Below are 21048 nucleotides of genomic sequence, written 5' to 3' on the forward strand. Positions count from 1 at the left end.
ACGCAAAGAACCCGAACACAGACCAAATTCTTTCAAAATAAAGGGAATGACCTTCTATTTGATAAGATTGGCTCCACCTTGCTTTTCTGCTTTTTCTGAGCATGCACGAAGGTAAGAATTACTGAGGACGAACCTTATGAATGCAGGTCTTTTCCATAACCTTGCTGTATTCAGGCTGCGCGTGGATCGCATAGTCTGGGCCCCACCAAGATGAGTGTTACTTCATCCCCCGTAAACCATTCTGGTATCAGAACAAAGTTAAAAACAGGGGGCGAATGTATTTTGGTATAAGAGCGCTGTTCTGGCCGGATAAACGATTATTCCTGCTTATCGAACAAGACAAAACTGTTAAAAACAAAGTCACGATCGATTAAAATGTTTTTCTACACTGAAATCTGATGCCCCTTGCGGGAAAATGATGACCCTATACCCATAATCTGGCGGTATTTGACAACAGTACGTCTGGATACCCGAAATCCCTGTTTTTCCAGAACTTCCACCAAAGCACTATCGGAAAGGGGGTTATCGGGCTTTTCTTCCCGCACAACTCTGCGCAGGCAGGCACGGGCTGCGGCCGCGGCACGTGGGGGTGCCTGCCCACCACGGCCGAGACCTGCGGTAAAAAAGAAACGCAGCGGCAAAACCCCATCTGGCGTGGAAACATATTTATCCGCCACCAATCGACTGACCGTACTTTCATGCACCTGCATGTCCTGTGCAATCTGGAGCATGGTCAGCGGGTGCAGGGCCTCCACCCCCCGGATCAGAAAATCTGGCTGGCGTTGCAGAATTTTTTGCCCAAGCAGCACAAGGCTTCTGCGCCGCCTGGCCACTACGTTCAAAAGCCAGCGTGCATCTGCCATCCATTCCTTAACCTGCCCACGCTCACGCACACTCAGGCGCGATGAGAGCTGAGAACGCAACTCCGTATTCAGCGTAAGGCTCTGCGCACGGTCCGCGTAGGCAAAAACCTGCCATTGCCCTTGGTCATCCTGCTCAACACGCAATTCCGCCTTGCGTAGCAAAGCTGGTTCGATCGCCTGTTTACAATATGGATATGGCTCCAGCCGTTGCAGTACCAGAAGCATTTGTTCGAGCTGTTGTGCGTTCACACCACACACACAGGCAAGCCCTACCCTGTCCCCTTTGACCAGACGACCAAGGTTTGCCAACAGTCTGGTAAATGCATCATTCAGCAGCCCTTCATCATCAAGCTGCACGGCAAAACATTCGGCAACAGACAGCGCCCCCACCCCAACCGGCTCCAACCTGAGCAGATACTGCCGAGCCTCCTCCACACAGGCACGCGCCACCCCCCGGCTCTGGCTGAATGTGTCCAGAGTGGCAGAGGACAGCCGACCGTATTCATCCACCTCTTCCAGCAACAAGGCCGCCAGACGGCACAACCATGCGGGCCTGACGGAAAGGGCAATCTGGCGAAGCAACCGCTCATCAACCGAGGCTTCCGCCGCCACCAGCCGGTCTGTCTCGTCCTGCGTGGTGGATGCGCCCGAATACGCGGGGTAACTGGCTGGCTGATCAAACTCCCATTCTGGTAATTCCAGAAAAGGATTCCGCTCCACCTGTTGGGTTACGTAAGCCTCCATATCGGTCTGAGACAGGCGCAACAGCCTGAGCGCTTCCCGCATTCTGGGGGTTACGGCAACGCCCTGTTTATGGCGGACCTTCTGCTCCAGAACCGGGCGCATAGCGGGTGGTCAGGTCCGTGTAGGGGGTGCGGGTGTAACCATCTCAGCCCGTCTGGCGGCGGCCTTGTCCCACACAAAAGCACCAGCCCACAATGCCAGAAAAACCGCCATGATCGCACTGCCCAGAAGCGGAAAATGCTCCGCCAGCATGGAGGCCATACTCACAAGGGAGGAACCTGCCACGCCCCCCTCCCCCAGTCCCGCGGCATATTCAGTCGCCCCGACCCCGAGGGCAGCAAGGGCAGAAACACTGGTTATGGCCAGATTATAAATCTGGCGGCGGGTGCGCGTTTGCGCACTCCAGCCATAGGCGCGCATCATCAGCACGGCATCAAGCGTATCTATGGCGGACATCCCTGCGGTAAATAGCAACGGGAACATAAGAATACCCACAAGCCCTAGCCCCTGAGCACTCTGGGCCGCAGCCAGCCCCAGCAGCCCGACCTCGGTTGCTGTATCAAACCCCAGACCGAACAGGAAACCCAGCGGATACATCTGCCATGAACGCCCGATAAGCCTGAAAGCCGGACCAAACAGGCGCGCCATCAACCCGCCGGACACCGTATCGGGCATGTCCGCTTTGTTGCGGAACATCTGCCATTGCCGCGCGACGGCATATACATTGTACCCCGCCATGAGGAACAGAAATGTTACGGACACAGCCGAGCCAATACTGCCGCCCACAAGGTGCCAGCGTTCCAGCCAGTCATGTGTAGGTAAAACCGCCAGAAACAGCACGGCAAGGCACACCACAGAGGAATGCCCTAACGAAAAGAACAGCCCCACCCCCAATGGGGAGCGCCCAGCAACCATAAGCTTACGGGTAACCAGATCAATCGCCACAATATGGTCCGCATCCATGGCGTGGCGCAGCCCAAACACCCATGCCAGCAGGGCTGAGGCCAAAAGTGTTGCATTGCCACCAAGGCAGAACCACGCGGCAGTCCACGCAAGGGCATTGAACAGCAGTAAAGCCGCAAGTAACCAGTACCCCTGCGCGGACCGTGCCGCCAGAATGGCTCTGTTTGGCAACCATGCGGGGTCTGGGGCCAGAGTAAATGGGTCTTGCCGCATGTTAGCAAATCCTTGGTAGTTGTTCCCCTGATGGCATGGTCAAAACCCGTGCGCCACCAAACTCATTCATAATATGCACGCTTCCGTGCGCGCCTGTACTGGCCTGCAACGTGCCAATAATGGCGGCATTGCGCCCCAGCGGGTGGCCTTGCAGGGCCGCAAGCGCGCGCGTGGCCTGGTGGGCGGGCACTACGGCCACCAGCTTGCCCTCATTGGCCAAAAACAGCGGGTCCAGCCCCAGTATTTCACACACCCCCTCTACTTCGGGGTGCACAGGCAAGGCTGCTTCATTAACCGTCACCACCACACCACTTGCTTCTGCCAGTTCGCTCAGCACGCCTGCCACGCCACCACGTGTGGCGTCACGCATGCAGCGCACATCAGGCACCGCGTGCAGCAGCGCATCCACAAGGCCATTCAGGGGGGCACAGTCACTTTGCAGGCGTGTTTGCAGCGCCAGATCCCCACGTGCGCACAAAATGGCGGCACCGTGGTCCCCCAATGTGCCATTGACCAGCACAACATCCCCAGGTTGTCCTGCGGCAATGCTGATATTGTGTTCGGGCCGGATAACGCCTACGCCACTGGTGGTTACAAACAGCCCGTCACAGGCATGGCGCGGGACCACCTTGGTATCCCCCGTTACAATCCGCACACCCGCCTGAGCCGCACTTTGGGCCATGGCCTCCACAACCCGGCGAAGCACGGATAACTCCAGCCCTTCGGCCAGCACAAACGCAGCAGACAGGGCAACAGGGGATGCGCCACCTACGGCCAGATCATTCACCGTGCCGCACACGGCAAGGGTGCCAATATTGCCACCGGGGAACTCCAGCGGTTCCACCACAAAGGCGTCTGTTGTCAAAGCCAGCCTGTCTCCGCGCTGTGTAAGCGCGGCCAGATCCAGCCGGGCCTGATCCTCCTGCGGGGCCTGCGGATTTTGTGCAAAAGCGGCCAGAAACACCTCGTCAATTAAGGCGCGCATGGCGCTGCCACCGCCCCCATGCGCCAGCGTAATGCGGCCATTTGCACCAATCCCTGTTACCGTGCCGGGCATTATGCCGCCTCCTCCACGCCGTGATATTCGTAATAGGCTGCACAGGCCCCTTCGGATGAGACCATGAGCGCACCCGATGGATGATCAGGCGAGCAGCCCCGCCCAAAAGCCTGACATTGCGGGGGTTTGATCCGCCCTGTCAGCACATCTCCACAACGACACTGCTCAAGGTCGGCCAAATGGTGGGGCTGCATGGCAAAGCGTTTTTCCGCATCAAACTGGTGCCATTCTGGCCGTAATTGCAGGCCGGACCCGGCAATCTGGCCAAGGCCGCGCCATTCGCACGCCTGCCGGACCTCATACACCCGGTCAATCGCGGCCATGGCGGCCGGGTTGCCCTGTGCCGCCACCACGCGGGCGTACTGGTTTTCCACGCGCGCCTGACCTGCCTCAATCTGGTTGAGCACCATAAGCAGGGATTGCAGAATATCCAGCGGCTCAAAACCCGCCACAACCAATGGGCGTTTGAAGTCCTGCGCAATAAATGCATAAGGCTGCGTGCCGATCACCATGGAAACATGACCGGGGCCAATAAACCCGTCCACGTTAAAATCCGGCTGCTCCAGCAGGGCGCGCAATGTGGGAATGATGGTGATATGCTGGCAAAGAATGGAAAAATTACTTATTTTTTCAGCATTGGCCCGCAAAACTGTCAGTGCTGTGGAGGGGGCTGTTGTTTCAAACCCCAACGCAAAAAACACCACCTGCCGGTCCGGGTTGGCCCGTGCAAGAGCCAGCGCATCGAGCGGAGAATAGACCATGCGCACATCCGCCCCTGCCGCACGGGCCTGTAGCAGGCTGCCGCTGCCGCCGGGCACACGCATGGCATCCCCAAAGGTGGCAAAAATGACATCGGGCCTATGGGCTATGGCAATGGCGTCTTCTATCCGTCCTTTTGGCAGCACACAGACCGGGCACCCCGGACCATGTGCGAACTCAATATTGGCCGGAAGCCGCCGGTCCAACCCATAACGAAAGATTGTATGGGTGTGCCCGCCACAGACTTCCATAACCGTAACGGGTCTGGCCCGAATGCGGCCAATACGCTCCGCGACCTGACTAATCTGCACCAGCAGTGCTTCGGCCAACTGGGGATTGCGGAAATCTTTTACAAACTGCATGGCTCAGACCTGCGCACTGGTGCGCATGGCATCCAGTTCTCCGGCCAGTTCATCCATACTGGCGAGCAGGCGCAGGGTTTCATGCGCCTCGGCCTCGTCTATCCGGCTCATGGCAAAACCAACGTGTACAAGCACCCATGTGCCCACAAGTTCTGCCAGCGGCTGGTCCGGCTGTGCAACACACAATACATCCACCTGCCTGCGCACGCCTGAAACATCCACCTCGGCCAGCATGGCCTGTTCATCCACAATGGCCGTTATCTGGCCGGGAATACCAAGACACATTTCAGGAATTTCCCTTCTGTAAAGTCTGTTTTCCCGCATCGGGCACAATACCGTAGCGCTCCAGCTTGGCCCGCAACCCCACGCGGGAGAGGCCCAGTTCACGCGCGGTCAGGCTTTTGTTCCAACCACACCGGGCAATGGTTTCCATCAGCACATTGGCTTCCAGCGCGTCCATGCGTTCCTGCAAGGTGCCACCATCCTGTACCACAGGGTCTGGCGCTGCCTGTGGCTGAGTGGCCAGAGGCACTGGCTCTGCTCCCATAACCATGGGGGATAACAGGTCCAGCCCCAGACTATCGCTTTCAGCCAGCACTAACATGCGCAGGATTTCGTTCTGTAATTCACGCACATTGCCCGGCCAGCCGTACTGCACCAGCACATCCAGCACGCCCGGAGCAAAGCCACGCACATGCCGTCCATGCCGCGCACAGGCGGCATCCAGCAAATGTTGCGCCAGAACGTGAATATCCGCAGGGCGGCTCCGCAGGGGGGGGATGCTCAGAACCATGCCGGTCAGGCGGAAATACAGGTCCTCCCGGAACCGGCCCGCCCTCACCTCTGCTCGCAGGTCCCTGTGCGTTGCGGCCAACACGCGCACATCCACACGCGTTGTTTCGTTCGTGCCGAGGGGGCGGAACTCCCCTTCTTGCAAAAAACGCAGGATTTTGACCTGAAAAGCCGGAGAAATATCGCCGATTTCATCCAAAAAAAGCGTGCCGCCATCCGCTTCTTCCACCAGACCACGGCGGTTTGCATGCGCGCCGGTAAAAGCGCCTTTGCGGTGACCAAACAATTCGGATTCCAGCAGATCATCGGGTATGGCGCCGCAATTAACGGCAACAAACGCACCCGCACTGCGCTGGCTGGCATAATGCACGGCACGGGCCAGCAGTTCCTTGCCTGTGCCGGTTTCGCCTTCAATCAGCACCGGAATGTCAAACACCGCTGTTTTAGCGGCCTGCCGGCATACATCGCTCATCGGGCTGGTCGGGGTGCGGATAATGGCGTCAAAATGGTAGCTCCCCGCTACCCGCTCACGCTGCTGGCGCAAACGCCCCTCCGCCACGGGGGGAGCCAGCTTGAGTTCGAGCGAGAGACGCTCATACTCCCGCTGCATGGCAAAAAGCTGTGTGGCATTACGTGCGGCCAGCAAAAGCTGGTCCGGGTGCCACGGTTTTGTAATATACTGGTAAATGCCTGCCTGATTAATGGCGTCTATCATGTCATCCGGTTCGGTATAACCGGTTACGATCATGCGGACGATATCTGGCCAACGCGCACGCACATCTGCCAGAAACTCCACACCACTCATGCCCGGCATACGCTGATCGCAAAAAATGGCGTGAACCCAGTTGTTTTCCAGCAGCGCGCGGGCCTGCTCCACGTTTGTCGCGCTCAGAACTTCAAATTCCTCACGCAGGATACGCGCAATAACCTCCACAGAGCGGGGTTCGTCATCAACAACCAAAATGCAGGCGGGCGTTACCACGATATGCTTACTCCGCTGCGCGCAGCATGTCCGCACGGGCCTGTGCTTGCGCCGCCAGTGCATCCAGCAGTGCGCGGCGCTCCCCCTTCAGCCAGTCCAGCCATTGTGGCATGCCCTGCCCATTGCGGGTGGACACATGCAAAATCTGCGCCTGAGGTGCTACGCGCTTTATGTTGGCCTCCAACACATCAACCTTCACATCCAGATGTGGCAGCAGGTCGGTCTTGGTGAGCAGAACCATATCTGCTTTTTCAAAAATATCCGGGTATTTAAGGGGTTTATCCTCCCCTTCTGTCACGGACAGGAGGGTCACCCGCCGTTTTTCCCCCAGATCAAAAGCTGCGGGACAAACCAGATTGCCAACATTTTCAATAAACAGGATACCACCCATATGCATTCCAAGGTGCTCCACGGCATGGCCAACCATGTGCGCGTCCAGATGGCACCCTTTGCCGGTATTGATCTGGATAGCTGGAGTGCCTGTTGCGCGAATACGCTCGGCATCATGACTGGTCTGCTGGTCCCCCTCAATTACCGAACAGGGAATGGTGCCTGCCAGCGTTTTGAGTGTTTCCACCAGCAACGTGGTTTTACCCGCCCCAGGGCCTGCCAGCATATTGAGCGCCAGACTGCCATCCTGGGCAAAGCGGGCACGGTTGGTTGCTGCGTAGGCATCGTTCTTGGAGAGGATATTACGCTCGATTTCCACCATGCGGGCCTGTGACAACCCCGGCGCATGGGCACGCGCGGGACCGCTGCCGTAATTCAGGTCGGCATGTGCGCCCTCCCCTTCATGCGGGTGGGGGTGATCGTGCCCATGGTCGTGCGAATGTTCGTGGGCATGGCCATGGGTATGGCCTGCGCCATGGGGGTGGGCGTGATCACCGCCTTCGAACGTTGCGCCATCGCCACTACAGCCGCATGTTGTACACATCAGATTACCTCCATGTCTTTCAACCTTATTTCCGTCCCGCCCGTGGGCTGGAGGCGCACACCCGCGCATACGGGGCAAGGGTCCATGCGATTTTCGAGTTCCACAGTCTGCCCGCAATCAAAACACCATGCGCTACCGGGCACGATATCAAAATCCAGCACAGCACCTTCAGCCAGTGTGCCGCGGGCGACTACCTCAAAGCCAAAGTGCATGGCGGGCAGTTCCACCCCGGCAAAACGCCCAACCTCCACCCGCACACGGGTGACCTTGGTAAAACCCTCCCGTTGCGCGCTTTCCTCGATCACGCCCATCAGGCTTTCACACAAGGACATTTCATGCATGCTGCGCCACCTCCACCGTAACAGGCACACAAGGGTTAAGTGCCGCCAGAACACACTCAACGGTGACCTTAGCGCAGCCCGGACGCAGCCGGGAGATAGCCTGACGGAAAAGCCCATCCTTGGCAGCATGCCAGAAAGTGGGGGATAAAATCTGGTAATCCGTGACCAGACCATTATGCACCTGCGCCACATGGACCAGCATACCACGCGCAGCGCGCGCCACCCCCACTCCGGCGCCCAAGCTGGCCAGAAAAGGACCAACACGGGCAAACATGCGCCCCTCCGGCCCTTCCAGACAGGCCAGAAACTCCAACACCCGCGCGACAAGCCGCGCAAATGGCGGAACACCCCCCTGCCCTGCCAGCGCTTGCATAACCGGGCAATGCGCATAATCAGGCCATATGCTGGCGTCATATGCCATAATGGGCCTGCTCTGCCCCCGGTCATGCCCCAGCCATGCCTGTATGGTCTGTGGGTTTAGGGCATCCATTGTCACACTCGCCCCCGCCCCTTCCAGCGCTGCATGGCAGCGGTGGAGCAGCCTGGGCAAAAACGCCGCGTTTTCCGCCCCCCCGCCTGCAAGCCACGCCGCAAATGCAGGGGCATCCATGGTGGCAATGGGCGTAGCCGAACCCGTAAGCTCCCTGACCAAATATGCCCCGTCCTTACGGTTGTGAAGCACTTTGCACAGGCTCTCGCGCTGGGGGGGCATATTCAACTGCACAGGTAATGTCACCAGCAACGCCAGAGCATGATCCTGCAAAATTTCATCCTGCATGCGGGCAGGCTCAAACGCGGCCTGCTCCACCAGCCCCAACGCCCGCGTACTGGCCGCCATATGGGCGACCCGGCACAGGCTGAACACCCGTCCGATCAACGCCAGAGCCTGTTCTGGCTCCAAACCGGCACATAACAGCCCGGCATCCACCACATTATGCGTACGAACACCCCATGGCTGGCCATTTTGCCCTCCATGCAGGAGAAGTCCGCCGATCATACCCCGTCCTGTCTGGCTGACTGCCCGACCAGAAGGCTCCTGCGCCCCATGGCATGGTCATGTGTTGGATGTTCCGCCTGCACGGCTGACTGCACGGCAGCCGGCTGGGGGTTGAGCGCAGGGTCCAGCAGGCCACGCACGGCAGCCTGTGCCGTGTCAGTCGCTTGCAACATGGTGGTAAAATTGAACATGGGCGAGAACAGCGAGCACGCCCAGTAACCGGGCAGAGCCTCGGCCCCACCATCACGCAGGGCTGCCGTAAACTCGTATGAACCGGATGGAAAATCCAGCAGCTTTTTACTGCCGGAGACGACACCCGCCCAATCTGCCCCCACACCGGGGACCACAATCAGATTCATAAACCAAGGGGTCACCAGCGCCCCCACCACCTGCCCCTCAAAAACACTAAACCCGACAGCTTTGACATTCAGGGCTTCGTTCACAAACGGCAGGCCCCGCATTTTGCTGGCATAAATATCGGCAAACACGCGTTCCAGCGCCTGCGCAAACATGCTGGCAGAATTTTGCTCCGTGGGACATTCCGCCTCGCTGTGGTGGTGCGGCGCTGCGGAGGGAGCGTCCGCCCCCGCAGCAGGTGGCGCGGCAGAAGCGGAAACCACCATAAACTGCTCTTTTGCGCCATCGCATGTCGGGCAGCGCCAATAATCGGGCAGGCTGGCAAAAGGCGTGTGCGGGGGCACCTGCCATACCACGCATCCTTCTGCCGGGTCATAGACACTCCAGCAGATTTTGCACTCCATGATCGCATCATCAGGAAGGCGTGTAGCATCGCCCAGATACGAGCCTTCAAACCTTGGGCTGGGGCTGCTCATGCCTGCCCACTCTGCCGGGAGGCTCCTTCCTCTCGCAATACAGTGCAGATTTCGTGCAGGCGGCTTGCGGAATCTGCAATATCTTCCGGTGCCGCGCAGGCGACCTCTGGCACGGTGGATACCTCGATCGTGTCCAGAATCAGTGTGTCCATGGAATTAAAATACCGCACACGCCAGATATGTGGCGTGGCTGTGGCCTCTATCCGGCAATTGCCATACCCGCGTGACAGAATGGTCAGCCGCCCCCGCCCCAAGCAGGTTTCCAGCATGTCCATATCCTCGGGGGTGTGCGGTAGCAGGCTCAGGTTTACAACGTGGGGAGGGTTCTGGGGGCGCCAGTTCTCGCTTTGCTCAAACAGTTCGGTCAAAATAGCCGGAGCGTTCACAACGCCGTCTTTTACACCAGCAGCCACATCCGGGCGGTTACGTTTTGCAGGAAACGCACGCGCCACAAGTGCTTTGGGAAAAGCCGAAACCTCCACCTGTTCACGCACATCCTGCCCATGCGGGCCACCATAGGCACGCAAGGACCACACGCCCGCAAACACGGTTTCCTGCACTTCCACCAGCCCTGCTGTGTCTTCCAGTCTGGCTGAAACCTCGCCCTCGCCCAGCGCATCGTTGACTGCCGCCGCAGATGCGGGGGCCAGATCGTGCCGGGGTAAAAGGCGGGCATCCCCCTCCTGCCAGTCCTGCGCCTGTTTTTGCAGGTTTTCTAAAAATGCGAGTGTTGCGGCCATAATGGCCGGGTCTTCAATTTCTGGCACGTGTGGTTCGTACACATTAACGCCCGAGGGCATGGCCAGATAATTCAGTTCCTCATCTTCCTGCCCAAGCTGCGACCCCGGACCGAACCCCACTGGTGGGACCATAAAAGATGCACTCATGCTCCACGCTCCGCGCCCTGTGTGGCGGGCGGGGCAAAAATTGCCCCAAACCTGCTGACATAAGTATCCCAGTCCCGCATGCGCGAAATACTGGCTTTGACCTGCCCGTTTTCCAACAAGACCAATGCCGGAAGGGATAGATCGCCATCATTGCGGACCAATGCTGCCTCAAGCGTTGCATCAGCCACGGCCCCACTAATCGGTTGCACCCCCTGCAAGCCAGCGGCCCCCAGTTGCAGCAGGTCTGGCAAAATGGCCGCCAGATCGGGTGTTTCCAGATGTATTCTGGCGTGACTGGGCAGCAGCAGCAGCACAAAACCGGCCTCCGCCTGCTCCAACGTGTGCAAAACGGGCATGCCGTGCCGGGTTGTTAGGCCATTAACCAAGGGAAGTTCCAAGACGGACATAGCGTATTCAGGCCTCCGTAAGCCCTGCATCAAATGCAGCCTGTAGGTGGGGGGGAAGGCGTGGGGGTGCTGCACACAGGTCCGCAAACCCGTTGCTGACGATCTGCTCGGCAGCGCCACCATCGACCTGCGTTGTGGCTAATGTGGCCAGTGCGTGCAGGGCATCGTGCAATTTTTGTGCTTCCACCGGCTCCAAGCGTGCACGGGCCATACCCATAAAAACCAGCAGGTAGTCCCCTACCTGCGTATCGGGCACCAGAATGGTATCGACCTGCTCCTGCCGGGCAGACTGTTGCGTACCCCTGTGTGGCTCAACCTCACAGAGCGCCATGCTGCCATTGCAGTAGAGCACTTTCATCGGGATACCCAGACACATCTTTTATACCCCTCTGCTGCGCGCAAGAATGCGCTCATCCCCGTAACGACAGGCCATCTCCTCGGATGGGCGGCCCTGCTCATAGGCTTTGCGGGCTACGGCCTGCGTCATCACTCCGGCCCCCGGTTCTGGAGCGCTTTGCCGAGGTGTGGGCACCACACCGCAGCGCTGCGCCAGAAGGTCCAGCACCATGCGCACGGCATGGGGCACCTGCTCGGCCACGGCCCTGGTCAACCCGCCGCCATAATCCTGCATGGTCACGGGTTGCACACCCACCAGATGAATGGCGCGTGGCGCATGGCCACGCAGGTCCAGCAATGCCAGCACTTCCTGAAAACCGGTCTGGTGGAGGCTCATTTTGCGCGCCCCTATTGTTGCGGGCACGGCAGAGCCTTCCACATGGTGCAAGGTGGTTGGGGGGAGACCAAAATCTATGGCGTCCACAATAATCAGGGTTTCAAGGTCTTCCAGCACGGGCAGCAGATAAAGGCCCTGCGTGCCACCATCCATGACCTCCACTTCCGGGCCAAAGCTGTAGCGGGCGGCAAGGTGCTCAACCGCACGCACACCAAACCCCTCATCCGCCCACAGAATATTCCCGATGCCCAGCACCAGAATTTTCCGCTCACTGCCATATAGAACCGCGTCTACCGCCACGTGTGCCGCCTCCTGTTCCCCATGCAGGGAACCGCGCCCCACCCAAGGCAGGTTCGCGCTTTCCCTGCCATTCAATAAAAGCAAGAAACATGCCAACTTCCAGAATGGCAGATGCGCGACCGGGCTAATACAAAAATCCCGCCAACACGTAAATGTGATGGCGGGATTTTATGGACTCTAACTTTCCAGAATGAGCAGAATAGTGGTTACACCACTCTCATTCTGGCCGATCATCGCGGTAAGACCGATACCCATTGGTCATTGCCGACAGCAAAGTCTGGCGGGACATAATATCCTCCCGCGTGACGGTATAAATGTGGATCATAACAAACAGAATAATCACCCACATTCCCCAGTGGTGGAGGAAGTGCGTGCCCAGGTCGCCCCCTAGCCAGGGCATGACCCAACCAAATACCCTGCCCTCCCAGCTATCCATGCCTGTTCCTTCAGAATACAGCGCAAATCCGCTCACAATCATGAACAGGCCGGTCAGGGTAAAGCAGAAGAACAGGGCCGTGCGGGCCAGCGCGTTATGCCCGATTGTTTTTTCGCCCTGCTTTTTAATAAAGGCATAGACCAGTATTTCGTCCAGCAGGCCTTTCCAGTAGTCCTTTCGCCAGACAGGAATATAGAATAGCTCGCGCGTATAAATATTCCCCATAAAGGTCCAGATAATACGCCCGGCAAACCCCACAGCAAAAATCCAAGCCGCGGCAAAATGCAGGTACCGGATCCAGCCCATGAGAAAATGGTTACTGGGTTCGCCCGAAAGCGTTGGCAACGGCGTGCCAATAAAATACCCGGTAACAGCCAGCACAACAATGGATGCCGCCGTAACCCAGTGCCAGAGCCTGACAGGGGCCTCATACACATAAATTGTGGTGAGCCTGCGCGCGCGTAATGCCCGCGCATTTTGCCCCTGCAGGTTCGTGCCCTGCAGGTCCTCGTCAGTCAGGACGTTCGATTTGGATGAAACCATCGGGCTATCCCCCTTAGCGCACGGTTACGCGGGCGAGTTCATCCCCATCAGGAGCCATCACGTGTGTGGCGCAGGCCATGCAGGGGTCAAACGAGTGCAGGGTCCGCAGGATTTCCACCGGCTGTTCGGGGTTTGCCATGGGCGTTCCCAGCAACGATGCTTCGAATGCACCAATGTTGCCCTTGGCGTCCCGCGGGCCTGCGTTCCATGTGCTGGGCACCACGCACTGGTAGTTTTCTATCCGGCCATCCTTGATTTTGATCCAATGACCAAGCCCACCACGGGGTGCGGCCACAAGACCAACCCCCTTGGCCTCCTTGGGCCATGTGGCCGGATCCCAGCGCGACATATTGGCTGTTGCCAGGTCCCCATTGCGGATGTTGGTGATCAGGGCGTCGTAATCATCCAGCAACTGCTGGGCGCAATAATGCCCTTCCAGCGCACGGGTGAGCGTACGCCCAATGGTGGTGGGTAGCGCCTGCTGTGGCGTAAAGCTGGTGCCCGCCAGCGCGTTAAAGCGGCCCAGAGCATCGTCCACCTGTGCTTTAACGTAAGGCACACCTTTTGCGTATGCCAGAATATAGCGCGCCAGAGGCCCAACCTCGCACGCATTACCACGCCAGCGCGGAGCCTTGACCCATGAATATTTGGCGTTTTCATCCACGGCTTCAATATTGGTGCGCGTGCCCTTGGCGCCACTGCCCAGAGCGTAGTGCGGGTCGGTCACACCATCCCACGGGTGCAGGCCAACATCCTCACGCCCCTGCCCGTAGCTATACCAGCTATGGGTTACAAACTCCTGCACCTGTTCGGGGTCACGGGCATCAATCGGATGGATTTCGTTCCAGTTGCCATTCAGAATGACGCCACCGGGCAGGCGGTCGGTCGATTTATCGCCCTGTATGGTGGGGTAATCGCCGTAATCCATAAGATTGTGGTTTGCCAGACCGCCACCATAGAGCCAGTTCTTGTAATAGCTGGCAATGGCGATTACATCGGGCACGTACACATTTTGCGAAAACTCATAAGCCTCATCAAGCTTTTGCTTAATAAAGTTCAGCCGGTCCATGTTCAGCGGAGCGCCTGCGGCCATGTCGCCATCAATATTGATGGCACAGGGCACACCCCCCACCATATAGTTGGGGTGCGGGTTTTTGCCGCCTAGAATAGTATGGATTTTGACAATTTCTTTCTGGAAATCCAGCGCTTCCAGATAATGGGTGACCGCCATAAGATCGGCTTCGGGCGGGAGCAGATAAGCTTTGCTATCCCAGTACCCATTTTTGAAAATACCAAGCTGTCCGCTCTCAACAAACTTTTTCAGCCTGTTCTGCACATCGCGGAAATAGCCCGGAGAAGACTTGGCGTGGTTAGGAGAAACGGACTGTTGCAGCATGGACGTGGCGCGCGGGTCCGCCCGCAGGGCGTTAACCGGATTAACCCAGTCCAACGCGTGCAGATGGTAAAAATGCACCACATGGTCATGCCAAGCCAGAACCTTGGCCATAATCTGGCGAATAAGAAACGCATTGGTCGGAATGCGGATATCCAGCGCATCCTCTACCGCGCGCACGGAGGCCAGTGCATGGCAACCTGTGCACACACCGCAGATCCGTTCCACAAAGGCCCATGCATCCCGCGGGTCACGCCCACGCAGAATAACTTCCAGCCCGCGCCACATTGTGCCTGTGGAAACGGCATTGCGGATGATGTTCTGCTCATCCACATTAACCTCAACGCGCATATGCCCTTCAATACGGGTCAGCGGGTCCACCACAATGCGCTTTCCACCATTATCAAGCGCAAAACCGTTTGGTGTCTGAAGCGTGGTCATTGGGCATCATCCCCTTTGTAGCGTGCGCGGCTGAGCGCGCTTATGGCGGCATGGGCGGCAAGGCCCGCGCCTACGGCTCCGGCGGCAACCATGCCAACCTTGTCGGCGCTGGCCTCTATGCCAAAACCGCCAACATTCTGGAGCCTTGCGTACCATGACCCCTTGTCCCAGAACCCATCTTCAGAGCAGCCAATGCAACCGTGGCCCGACTGAATGGGAAAGGACACGCCGTCATTCCACCGCACGGTGGAGCACGCATTATAGGTTGTTGGGCCTTTACAGCCGACCTTGTACAGGCAGTACCCCTTGCGCGCGCCTTCATCATCAAAGCTTTCCACATACTGGCCCGCATCAAAGTGGGGGCGGCGGTAGCATTTGTCGTGAATACGCTGGGAGTAGAACATTTTGGGCCGTCCCTGCCGGTCAAGTTCTGGCAGGCGGTCAAAGGTGAGCATGTAGGTAATAACGCCGGTCATAACCTCGGCAATCGGTGGGCAACCCGGCACCTTGATAATGGGTTTGTCCAGAATGACCTTGTGCACCGGCGTTGCCTGCGTGGGGTTGGGGCGTGCGGCCTGCACACACCCGTAAGAAGCACATGACCCCCACGAGATGATAGCCTTGGCCCCACTCGCCACTTTTTTAAGCTGTTCCACAAACGGCTTGCCGCCAATAATGCAGTACATGCCATCTTCATTAAGGGGCGGGTTCCCTTCCACGGCCAGAATGTAGTTGCCGTGGTATTTTTCCATGACCTCGTCCAAAATGGCTTCGGCCTGATGCCCCGCAGACGCCATGAGTGTGTCGTCATAATCCAGCGAGATCATGGACAGGACCACATCCTTGACCAGCGGATGTGCCGAACGGATAAAACTTTCCGAGCAGCAGGTACATTCCAGCCCATGCAGCCACAAAACCGGCAGGCGGGGCTTGGTTTCCATCGCACTGGCAATCTGGGGCACAAATTCCGGCCCCAGACCAAGGGCGGCAGCGGTAAGCGAACAGTATTTGATGAACGACCGACGGGTAATGCCCTGCCGTCGCATCACTTCATAAAACGTTTCAAGACCAGCCATCAATGAAGACGTCCTCCTCAGGCGGCGAACCGGAACAGGTCCGCAATTACCTACAAGGAGAAAGCAAGAAGTGTGCCACACGCCAAAAAGGACAGACTAACCCGCCCACACCAGCGCGCTGGACACAATATGGCCGGAATAATTGGCTACCAGCTTTCCAGTTTATACCTGCGCTGTTAGCAAAAATCAGACAGGCCTGTGCCTGTATGCCGCCACAGCCGCCTGCCCCAGCGCCAATCCACCATCCCCCGCAGGCGCGTGAGATGGCATAAGCACCTTCAGTCCCGCCTCCTGCAAAAGCGGGAGCAGCATGCCAACAAGCACGCCGTTGTGCATAACCCCGCCAGAAAGTGCTACCGTTCCCAACCCTGTGCGCTCGGCCAGTTGGCGCATGGCCGTGGCCAGAGCACGCGCAAGCCCGGCATGGAACGCATAAGCCAGTTCTGGGCCGGTGCTGCCACCTTGCAGGCGGTGCAGGGCCGCGCGCCACATGGGAGTTGGGTCCATTTCCAGCAGTCCGCCAGCCATACGCAGGTCAAAAGCCAGTGGGGCCAAGGCCCCTTCTGCCTGTTCGGCCAGTGCTTCCAGCCGCATAGCGGCCTCCCCCTCATAACTCAGTTTGGGCGGCGCGCAGCCAACAAGGGCTGCCATGGCGTCAAATAGGCGTCCGGCTGAGCTGGTCATGGGGGCGTTAACCCCCGTGCGCACCATGGCCCGCATTGTATCCACTGGTTTTGCCTGTAACGCGCGCAGCACTCCCTGCGCCTGATTGGTGGCATCTGCCCCCAATGCGTGGTCCAGATGCGCCAGCAACATGCGCCATGGCTCACGCACTGCTTTTTCACCCCCCGGCATGGGAACCATGCTCAGGTGGCCCATACGGGTCATGTGCGCATAATCACACACCAGCATTTCGCACCCCCATAGGGCGCCATCCGGCCCGTAGCCCGTACCATCGAGCGCCAGACCAAGAACAGGCCCCTGTTCCCACCCGTTTTCGGCCATGGTGGCGGCAATATGCGCGTGGTGGTGCCAAACTGTTTCCAGCAGCCAGCCATGATCGCCTGCCAGTTTTTTGCCCACTGCACGGCTACGGTACGCAGGGTGCGCATCCACCGCCACAATGGCTGGCGTTTGCCCGAACAGCGCCCGGTAGTCCGCAAGCCCTGCCAGCATGGCCTGCTCCGTAGCCAGTTGCGCCATATCCCCCAGATGGTGGGAGAGCAAAGCCCGCCCACGCTGCGTGAGGCAGAAAGCAGCCTTAAGGTCTCCCCCCACGCCCAGCACGGGCGGAGACTTAGCCAGCACAGCGGGCAGTTGCAGCGGTTCTGGCGCCAGCCCACGCCCCCGGCGCAAAACACCGGTATGACCTGCCAGAACCCGCACCACGCTATCATCCAGACGGCGGGCTATGGGCCGGTCATGCATGAGCCATGCATCCGCAATACCCTGCAATTCCGCCAGAGCTGCGACGTTATCAACAACCTGTGGTTGCCCCGAACGGTTGGCGCTACTCATGACCAACGGTTCATCTATTTGATTCAAAAGCAGCACGTGTAACGGCGTATAGGGCAGCAGCAGCCCAACACGCTCCATGCCCGGCGCTACATTGGACGCAAAAGACTGCCCCGTCTTCCTGCGCACCAGCACCACAGGGGCGGATACATCCTCCAGTGCCTTGCGTTCCGCATGGCATAGATGGGCATAGGCCTCTGCCATGCGCATGTCCCGCACCATAACGGCAAGTGGGCGGGTTGGTCTGTTCTTACGCGCCCGCAGCACCGCCACAGCCTGCTCCGAGCGGGCAAGGCACGCCAGATGGAAACCCCCAATCCCTTTTATGGCAACAATCTGCCCCGCCCGCAGGCTGGCCACGGTCTGATTAAGGGCTTCATTCCCTTCAACCCGCGCACCATCCCCTACCCCCGGCAAAAACTCTAATTGGGGGCCACAGGCAGGGCAGGCAACTGGCTGGGCATGGAAGCGCCGGTCCTGCGGATTGGCGTATTCCGCGCCACAGGTCTGGCACATGGCAAAAGCTGCCATGGTTGTGCGCGCACGATCATAGGGAATGCCCGTTACAATGGAAAAACGTGGCCCACAGTCCGTACAATTTGTAAATGCGTACTGATAGCGGCGGTTTTTGGGGTCCGTAATCTCCACAACACAGGCAGGGCACACAGCCAGATCAGCCACAATACCGGCCTGCACCGTGCCCGGTTGGCTGGCCTGTATGGTAAAATCCTGCCAACCGGCATCCTGTGCCACGCACCGCCTGATGCTGGCAATGCGCGCATGCGGGGGAGGAGTGGCAAGCCCGGCTACCAGTGCCTCCAGCAGATCCGCGGGCGCTGCGGCCACAATACGCACGCCATCCCCCCGGTTGCTCACGTAGCCCCGCACTCCCAAACGTTGTGCAAGCCGCCACACAAACGGGCGAAAACCAACCCCCTGCACCAGCCCTGTTACAAAAATTTCCTCCGCGCAATCAGGCATTAGTGCACAGTGCAGGCCATACATGGGTCAAACGAGCGCACAATATGCTGCACGGAGAGCGGGGTCTGCTCCCCCTCGCGCACGGGCGCACCCCTGAGTGCGTATTCCAGCGGGCCTTCCACCCCAGCGGCATCCCGAGGAGAAAAATTCCACGTTGTTGGGGCAATAATCTGATACCGCGAGATCAGCCCATTTTCCACACACAGCCAGTGGCCCAAAGCGCCGCGTGCGGCCTCGGTCATGCCAATGGACCGGCCATCGGGCACGGTGTTTGGCTGGGTGTGGCACCATGCCTCGCCCGGGCGCAGAGCGCGCACCCACTGCTCCATAAGTGGCACAAGGCGTGCAACCTCCACCAGCCGCGCCACCACGCGGGAGTGCACATTCCCGCCATCGCGCGCAACAAGATCCCGCGCCAGAGGCTGCCCGGCCATGAGCTGGCGGGCCAGTGCCCCTGTCTCGCACGGATAGCCCGCCATGCGGGGGGCCTTGCACCATGTGTAGGCGGTCTCCTCTCGCAACTGGGGTTCGGTCGTTCCATCAAACGGTGGCAGAGGTTGGGCCGGATCGACCATGTGGCTGAAGGCATGGTCTTCTGCCACATCATCCATATTGAGTGGCAGCACCGTGCCGGATTCAAAAACACCAGAGCGCCAGTGCCGCTGCGCGGGATCGCCCTCAAAACCCGGATACGCGCCAAAACTCAAAAAACGGTCATAACCCCGCCCGCTATGCTGCAAGGACAGGTCCTGCGCAATTTGTAAAAACAGACCAAAATCTGAACCATTTTTTTTATCTGCCCAACGCTGAAGGTCCTGCGCATCAGACAGCTCTGCAACATCCTCCAGCCGTGCGCCAAACAGGGATTCCTCCAACGCGGCGCGCACCCCACCCAGAATGCCCAAGAGCCGCATACAGTCCTGCTTTTCCACCCCACGGGACAACCCACCGGGCTGTATGGCCAATGTGTGCGGCCAGTGCCCGGCCAGAATACCCATAACATGCAAGGCCAGCGCACGTGTTTGCAGAATACTACGCACAGCACTCCCCCGCAGCGCGGCAAAACGGTCATGCGCGTGAGCATACCACCGCCGCCCCTCATAATCAGGGCGGGCAAAGTCCGGCATAAAAAACAGATGAAAATGGGTCAGGTGGTCTGCCAGATTTTCGGTCGCCACAATCAGATTGGTCGCCAGTTGCCCGTTATGGGCTGGGACCATACCCATAACGCCCCCAAGCGCCAGTGCTGCCGCATGGGACTGGGAGACCGAGCATATGCCACAGATCCGTGGGGCAATAACCAGTGCATCCATGGGGGTGCGCCCTTCCAGCACACGCTCTATGCCACGGAACAAGGGGGCGTTAACCCACGCCCTTTCCACCTGATGACCAACCACATCCAGCCGGACTTCAAGGTCCCCCTCCACACGGTTGAAGGGGCCTGCCACCAGCCGGGTTTTTGCCTGTTCCGCCATACCTGCCCTCTTCCTTTACACGTCCTGCCCGGGGCAGGTTGGGGGAACAATCAGGTGGTCGCTCACAGCGTTACGGGCCACTCGGTCCGGTGTTGCAGCCCTGGCAAGGGTGGACAGGGCCACAAACCACGCTTTGGGCATATCGGTTGGCAAACCAACGGGAATACCGGCAATGCGTGGGGTTTGCGCAAACGGGTGGCCCGGTTCCTCAAATTCGGGGGCGGTGCAGTTAATGCAGGCATATCCCCCACGCGTGCATGATCCCTCACCATTCCACAGGCGGTTATTGCAATCCGCATGTGCCTGCGTGCCAACGCACCCCATATATTCCATCATGCAACCAAGCTGGGCGGGTTGGCGCGCACTGGCTTTGTATTCGTAATATTCATTGCGGGTGCAGCCCTGATGCACAAGCTGGTCCGCGTAAAGGCGGGGGCGGCCCACGGCGTCCATATCCTCTGCCGTCATGCTCCCTTGCGCCAGCAGGGCCAGAGTTTCGATCACCCAGCCCGGATGGGTCGGGCAGCCTGCAATATTGACGACCGGCAAACCGGAGCGGGAGCGAAAATCCGCACCAAGTGCTCCGCCGGGGTGTACGCCCTCGTACTGTAATCCGCAGGCATCCAATATATTGGGCGAGGCCGCCGCCATGCCGCCATAAGCCGAACAACTGCCAACAGCCACAACATACCGCGCCACAGCCGCCAGACGGTGGACCCACGCCATCATAGGAACATCCGTGCCCCCCATAACATGGTATCGCCCCGTGCCATCGGGGCCACGCAGTACAGCCCCTTCCAAACACAATGCATCCAAATGCACATGCCCTGCCAGAATATCCGCCAGCAGCACCTTGACCTCCGCCCCGCTCTGCTCGGACAGGCTGGGATGCCACAAAAACTCCACCCCCGCGCCACGCAACTGGGCAAGGAGGTCTGGTGTTTCCGCGCATAGGAGTGACATGCTGCACCCACCACACCCGCCAGACTGAAGCCACAGAACAGTAAAGGCCATGCTCTCC

20 protein-coding genes are annotated in these 21048 nt (G+C 58.9%); all 20 read right to left on the minus strand.

Translation table 11 applies throughout. From position 1 onward, the window contains the following. Window positions 1-383 precede the first annotated feature (383 nt). Window positions 384-1709, minus strand: coding sequence for an RNA polymerase factor sigma-54 (gene rpoN / locus AABE20_RS03830; protein ID WP_338331925.1), 1326 nt, complete (start codon window positions 1707-1709; stop codon window positions 384-386). 9 nt (window positions 1710-1718) lie between these two features. Beyond that, entirely contained in the window at window positions 1719-2783 is a 1065-nt protein-coding gene (locus AABE20_RS03835) for a HoxN/HupN/NixA family nickel/cobalt transporter (protein ID WP_338331926.1), read from the minus strand. A 1-nt stretch (window position 2784) separates the two neighbouring features. Further along, window positions 2785-3840 (minus strand): hydrogenase expression/formation protein HypE, encoded by a 1056-nt coding sequence (gene hypE / locus AABE20_RS03840; RefSeq protein WP_338331927.1) that lies wholly within the window; start codon window positions 3838-3840, stop codon window positions 2785-2787. Continuing rightward, entirely contained in the window at window positions 3840-4961 is a 1122-nt protein-coding gene (hypD, locus tag AABE20_RS03845; protein ID WP_338331928.1) for a hydrogenase formation protein HypD, read from the minus strand. Before hypD ends, hypE begins: the two co-directional genes overlap by 1 nt. 3 nt (window positions 4962-4964) lie before the next feature. Continuing rightward, window positions 4965-5246, minus strand: a complete 282-nt coding sequence (locus AABE20_RS03850) for a HypC/HybG/HupF family hydrogenase formation chaperone (RefSeq protein WP_338331929.1) — start codon at window positions 5244-5246, stop codon at window positions 4965-4967. 1 nt (window position 5247) lies between these two features. Next, on the minus strand, window positions 5248-6735 hold the full coding sequence (locus AABE20_RS03855) for a sigma-54-dependent transcriptional regulator (protein WP_338331930.1): 1488 nt from the start codon (window positions 6733-6735) through the stop codon (window positions 5248-5250). A gap of 7 nt (window positions 6736-6742) precedes the next feature. After that, entirely contained in the window at window positions 6743-7669 is a 927-nt protein-coding gene (hypB, locus tag AABE20_RS03860; protein WP_338331931.1) for a hydrogenase nickel incorporation protein HypB, read from the minus strand. Next, entirely contained in the window at window positions 7669-8010 is a 342-nt protein-coding gene (gene hypA, locus AABE20_RS03865; protein ID WP_338331932.1) for a hydrogenase maturation nickel metallochaperone HypA, read from the minus strand. The genes hypB and hypA overlap by 1 nt, the downstream gene beginning before the upstream one ends. Then, window positions 8003-9007, minus strand: a complete 1005-nt coding sequence (locus tag AABE20_RS03870) for a hypothetical protein (protein ID WP_338331933.1) — start codon at window positions 9005-9007, stop codon at window positions 8003-8005. Before AABE20_RS03870 ends, hypA begins: the two co-directional genes overlap by 8 nt. Continuing rightward, on the minus strand, window positions 9004-9840 hold the full coding sequence (hybE, locus tag AABE20_RS03875; protein ID WP_338331934.1) for a [NiFe]-hydrogenase assembly chaperone HybE: 837 nt from the start codon (window positions 9838-9840) through the stop codon (window positions 9004-9006). The genes AABE20_RS03870 and hybE overlap by 4 nt, the downstream gene beginning before the upstream one ends. Next, window positions 9837-10727 (minus strand): hydrogenase expression/formation protein, encoded by an 891-nt coding sequence (locus tag AABE20_RS03880; RefSeq protein ID WP_338331935.1) that lies wholly within the window; start codon window positions 10725-10727, stop codon window positions 9837-9839. The genes hybE and AABE20_RS03880 overlap by 4 nt, the downstream gene beginning before the upstream one ends. After that, window positions 10724-11134: a thioredoxin domain-containing protein gene (locus AABE20_RS03885; RefSeq protein WP_338331936.1), complete on the minus strand. Its 411-nt coding sequence runs from the start codon at window positions 11132-11134 to the stop codon at window positions 10724-10726. The genes AABE20_RS03880 and AABE20_RS03885 overlap by 4 nt, the downstream gene beginning before the upstream one ends. 7 nt (window positions 11135-11141) lie before the next feature. Beyond that, window positions 11142-11510: a HypC/HybG/HupF family hydrogenase formation chaperone gene (locus AABE20_RS03890; RefSeq protein ID WP_338331937.1), complete on the minus strand. Its 369-nt coding sequence runs from the start codon at window positions 11508-11510 to the stop codon at window positions 11142-11144. 3 nt (window positions 11511-11513) lie between these two features. Then, window positions 11514-12167 (minus strand): HyaD/HybD family hydrogenase maturation endopeptidase, encoded by a 654-nt coding sequence (locus tag AABE20_RS03895; protein WP_338331938.1) that lies wholly within the window; start codon window positions 12165-12167, stop codon window positions 11514-11516. Between the two features lie 217 nt (window positions 12168-12384). Beyond that, window positions 12385-13146: a Ni/Fe-hydrogenase, b-type cytochrome subunit gene (gene cybH, locus AABE20_RS03900; RefSeq protein ID WP_338331939.1), complete on the minus strand. Its 762-nt coding sequence runs from the start codon at window positions 13144-13146 to the stop codon at window positions 12385-12387. Between the two features lie 13 nt (window positions 13147-13159). Next, the gene (locus AABE20_RS03905) at window positions 13160-14980 is read right to left on the minus strand and encodes a nickel-dependent hydrogenase large subunit (protein WP_338331940.1); all 1821 of its coding nucleotides are present in this window, start codon (window positions 14978-14980) and stop codon (window positions 13160-13162) included. Further along, window positions 14977-16056 carry a hydrogenase small subunit gene (locus AABE20_RS03910; protein WP_338331941.1) on the minus strand — a complete coding sequence of 360 codons (1080 nt, stop codon included), beginning with the start codon at window positions 16054-16056 and terminating at the stop codon, window positions 14977-14979. Before AABE20_RS03910 ends, AABE20_RS03905 begins: the two co-directional genes overlap by 4 nt. 186 nt (window positions 16057-16242) lie before the next feature. Beyond that, on the minus strand, window positions 16243-18552 hold the full coding sequence (gene hypF / locus AABE20_RS03915) for a carbamoyltransferase HypF (protein WP_338331942.1): 2310 nt from the start codon (window positions 18550-18552) through the stop codon (window positions 16243-16245). Next, window positions 18552-20027, minus strand: a complete 1476-nt coding sequence (locus tag AABE20_RS03920) for a nickel-dependent hydrogenase large subunit (protein WP_338331943.1) — start codon at window positions 20025-20027, stop codon at window positions 18552-18554. Before AABE20_RS03920 ends, hypF begins: the two co-directional genes overlap by 1 nt. A gap of 15 nt (window positions 20028-20042) precedes the next feature. After that, window positions 20043-21041, minus strand: a complete 999-nt coding sequence (locus AABE20_RS03925; protein ID WP_338331944.1) for an NADH-quinone oxidoreductase subunit B family protein — start codon at window positions 21039-21041, stop codon at window positions 20043-20045. Between the last annotated feature and the right edge of the window lie 7 nt (window positions 21042-21048).

This window comes from Acetobacter zythi (genome assembly GCF_963921165.1).
Classification (GTDB): Bacteria; Pseudomonadota; Alphaproteobacteria; order Acetobacterales; family Acetobacteraceae; genus Acetobacter.